Origin of the sequence: Okeania sp. SIO2B9, from assembly GCF_010672505.1 — a bacterium.
GTDB lineage: Bacteria > Cyanobacteriota > Cyanobacteriia > Cyanobacteriales > Microcoleaceae > Okeania > Okeania hirsuta.
Map to the genome: position 1 here is coordinate 1 of NZ_JAAHGK010000614.1, position 4,419 is coordinate 4,419.

General features: G+C 39.1%; 2 protein-coding genes. Both read right to left on the minus strand.

The annotated features are described in order from the left end of the window. Nucleotides 1-644: 644 nt before the first annotated feature. Nucleotides 645-1,643 (minus strand): DnaJ C-terminal domain-containing protein, encoded by a 999-nt coding sequence (locus tag F6K13_RS20150; RefSeq protein ID WP_124143553.1) that lies wholly within the window; start codon nucleotides 1,641-1,643, stop codon nucleotides 645-647. A 239-nt stretch (nucleotides 1,644-1,882) separates the two neighbouring features. Continuing rightward, complete coding sequence (gene dnaK / locus F6K13_RS20155) at nucleotides 1,883-3,898, minus strand: molecular chaperone DnaK (protein WP_124154633.1); 2,016 nt, start codon at nucleotides 3,896-3,898, stop codon at nucleotides 1,883-1,885. Nucleotides 3,899-4,419: the final 521 nt, after the last annotated feature.

Below are 4,419 nucleotides of genomic sequence, written 5' to 3' on the forward strand. Positions count from 1 at the left end.
TCGCCCAGGGCAAACGCATCTTATTTTGCCGTTCCCTATATGTAGTGTTTATTTGATTTTATAGACACTATATGTTGAAAGTCTATTGTCAACAAGCGCAATAAAACCCGGTTTATTGATAATTACCCCTAGTTTATTGACGAGATGCGTTTGCCCTGGTTGTTCGCCCCTACGCATGACTTTTTATTCAACAAAAAAAAGTGAAACAGATTTTTATTTGCTCTCAAAAATGCCTCCTGACCAAAAAATAAGGTCTCAAGCCTCCCCTTTCAATGGGATGAAAAAAAATCAAGTTCAATATTTCAATTCCGATGCTTTCCTGTGGAATGCTCCGCAAACAGGCAGAGGTACTGATAACTGATAACTGAAATGACCCTGAATCAGCAGATAAAGCGCAGGACTCCTTCTTGAGTTTAAGTTGCACTTTTTCATTTTCTGAAGCTCAAAAAATTAGAGAATAATGAGGTTGCATCTTCTCAAAAATCGTGATAAGGTATATAAAGTTTTAGTCACTCGTCCCTTCGCATGACTTTTTATTCAACCACAACCCAGGAAATATAAATTATATATGTAAGGTTAGAACATATCAAAAGCTCAAAACTCAGACAAAGCAAGCTTATTCCTTCGCACACCTTAAGCTCAAATCAAACAGGCAAATCCTTCCTCGGCTTAAACCTCTCAACCTCCCGTAACTTCTGATAAATCTCCAACTCCTCCTGACTAGGCTCCTTCGGAGTCACAATCTTAATCTCCACCAACTGGTCTCCACGCTCACCCCTCCCATCAGGATACCCCTTACTCGCAAGCCGTAAACGTTGACCAGAAAAAACCCCCGCCGGCAACTTCATCTTCACCCAACCATCCAAAGTAGGCACCTCAATATCCCCACCCAAAACGGCCTCCACAGGAGTAATAGGCAACTCACAAAAAATATCCGGTCCATCCAACTGATAAAAATCATGAGGAGCGATCGTAATCTTCAAATACAAATCTCCCCCACCAATACCCTGATTTTTCAGACGAATTCTTTGACCACTAACCATAGCCATCGGCATATTCACCTCTATCGAACGCCCATCCTCCAAACGTATTTTTTCAACCCCTCCCACATAAGCCTTTTCCAAAGGTAAAGTTAATCTAGCCTCAATATCCTTTTTTACTTCCCGCTCTGTTGCCTTATAAGTATTCTTTTTCTGACCAGAACGATAAACATTAGAAGTCTGAGTTTTTGGAATTGTCGATTCAACTGGAGTTCTAACTTCACGGCGACGACCTAATAGTTGGTCTACAAAAGTATTAAAATCTGAAAAGTCACTAACATCTGAATTTTTTTCATTTTTTCGCCCATTTTCATCACGATTATCCCAATTCCTAAAATCAGGAACTCGTATCCCCACCCTACCCCCAATTCCTTTAGGTTTCCAATATCGAATAAACTGATCGTATTCTGTTCGTTTTTCTATATCTGATAAAATATCATAAGCTTCATTAATATCTTTAAATTTTTCTTCTGACTCTTTATCACCAGGATTTACATCTGGATGAAACTGTCGTGCCAGTCTCCTATATGCTTTCTTAATTTCATCCACCGAAGCATCTTTAGAAACATCTAAAATCTGATAATAATTCCGAAAATTTTGCATCTGCTAACTTAAACTTATAAGTTTTAACTATAAATATTTTCTATAACTTTTTGAGGAAAAACGGTAGAATACTTAAGACTTCTTACCTTCTCACTTTTCGAGAAAAATAATAGAAAGTCACTAATTTACTTAGGAAATTCTCCAATATTTATAACTCATTCACGACAATAAATTCACTTTTAATTTTAACTATATCTTGCAACTAAGCAAGAAACTATCTCCCGTAAAATCTAAAATAGTTACAACCAATCATCATCATCATTCCAATCATCACTCTGATAATAACGATTAGGTCTAGTCGGTCTGTTATAACTGACTCGATCCGAAGACCTACGATCTATCCTACTATCATAATCATAACGTTCCTTGCGCTTGGGCTCCTCTCCAGAAATACTGCGACGCACAGACCCAAAGAAATCATCATCCTCAGATTCAGAAGTATAAATTGAAACTTCACGATTCAGATCGTACAGAGCATCCTGTAAATCAACTCCCACCCGATCAATACCACGCTCATCATCCCTCTCCAGGCTATCCCTTAGTTCTCTAATCAACATCTCCATCCGTTGACGACTCCTAGCAGCAAATTGCATACCATAATCCAAGGCCACCTCCCGGAGTTGTCGTTCAGCTTGAAAGGCCAAAGCCTCTGCACGATTGCGCTTTTCTACTTGCTCCCTTCTTAGTCGGTCTGTCTCAGCAAATTTTTCAGCATCCCGAATCATCTGACTAATTTCTTGCTGAGTTAAAGTCGATGCTCCTTGAATAGTAATACTTTGAGCCCTACCAGTAGTTTTGTCCATTGCAGTCACCTGCAAAATACCATTAGCATCAATATCAAAAGCCACTTGTACCTGTGGCACACCCCGTGGAGCAGGAGGAATACCCGTCAGCTTAAATTTTCCCAGAGACTTATTCTCCGCCGCAATTTCTCTTTCTCCCTGAATAACATGAATCTCAACAACAGTCTGGTTATTTTCTGAAGTAGAAAAGATATCAGAACGTCGTACCGGGATAGTAGTATTTCGAGGAATAAGTTTTTTCATCACCCCACCAATAGTTTCCAATCCAAAAGATAATGGGGAGACATCCAACAGCAGCACATCTCGTACATCCCCAGCTAAAATTCCCGCTTGAATAGCAGCTCCCACAGCCACAACTTCATCAGGATTAACCCCTTGATTTGGTTCTCTATCTATTAGAGAGTAAACTAAATCTTGGACAAAAGGAATCCGAGTTGAACCACCCACTAATACTACTTCATCAATCATAGAAGGACTAATACCCGCATCTTTTAATGCCATTTTCACAGGGCGTCCTATTCTGGGAATTAAATCCCCACAAAGTCCTTCAAATTGAGACCTAGTCAGCCTAGTTTCTAAATGTTTAGGGCCATCTTTTGTGGCTGTAATAAAGGGTAGGTTAATCTCAGTCACTCCGACCCCAGATAATTCTATTTTAGCTTTTTCCGCAGCCTCCATCAGCCGTTGTAATGCCTGGCGATCGCTTGTCCTTAAATCTATTCCTTCTGTCTCTAAAAATTGTTCTGCTAACCAATTTACTATTCGTTGGTCAAAATCATTACCCCCTAGTTGAGTATCTCCACTCGTGGATTTAACTTCAAATACTCCATCTCCTACCTCTAATATTGATACATCAAATGTACCTCCACCCAAGTCGAAGACCAGAATTACCTGATTATCTGTATTCTCTAATCCATAAGCCAAAGATGCAGCCGTTGGTTCATTCAGAATTCTTTTAACTTCTAAACCCGCAATTGTCCCTGCATCACGAGTGGCCTGTCTTTGGGAATCATTAAAATAGGCTGGTACGGTAATTACTGCCCCTGTAACTTCTTCTCCCAGATAGCGACTTGCTTCATCTGCTAGCTTCCGCAATATCATTGCTGAGACTTCTTCCGGAGCAAAATCTCGTTTCATCCTAGGACATTTAATTTTGACATTGCCATATTCATCTCGGCGAATTGTATAGGGAACCCGCTTTGACTCTGGAGATAGTTCAGAGTATTTACGTCCAATGTATCGTTTGACCCCATAGAAAGTGTTCTGAGGGTTCAGAACAGTTTGTCTTCTGGCCATTTGTCCTACTATTCGTTCTCCTTCCTTGGTGAAGCCAACTACAGATGGAGTTGTCCGCATTCCTTCTGAATTAGCGATCACTATGGGTTTTCCGCCTTCCATGACGGAGACTACGGAGTTTGTTGTACCCAGGTCTATGCCGACTACTTTGCCCATGCCTTAGTTTTCTTTATTCTGTCCTTTTGTTGATTATTCTATCGTGTCAAATTTCTCAAGCTTTGAGGATAGCCTCACCCTCTGAAAAGAAGGCAGAAGGCCAGAAGCAATAGACAGCAATAATCAAATATATTTTTGCCTTCTGTCTGCTTATAGAGTTGAAAACAACTAAATTTATTTATGAATTATGGACTAAGGTTAATTTTTTTAGAGAAACAACTATGCTCAAGAATTCCTTGCTAACACCCTCAAATTTATTGAATTTATGGGGTTTGTATTCTCCTCTCTGGCTCCTTATTCCTTATTTGGCCTTTTTTTCTATAGCTACATACTTAACTTAGATTTATAGATTTAATTTTTTTTGTGCTCGCCTCTTACCCTTAGTCTGTTAATCTTAATCTGTTATCGATATTCAAGAGCAAAATTAGTAATATAATCTAAGTATCTTAATAAAATTTAAAAATACATACTTAAATTTGCTCTTGAATATCGATAACAGATTAAGATTAACAGACTAAGGA

Bases quoted from the DNA above. Each gene is read 5' to 3' on its own strand.
- F6K13_RS20150 (WP_124143553.1), bottom strand. From the start codon at position 1,643: ATGCAAAATTTTCGGAATTATTATCAGATTTTAGATGTTTCTAAAGAT.
- dnaK (WP_124154633.1), bottom strand. From the start codon at position 3,898: ATGGGCAAAGTAGTCGGCATAGACCTGGGTACAACAAACTCCGTAGTC.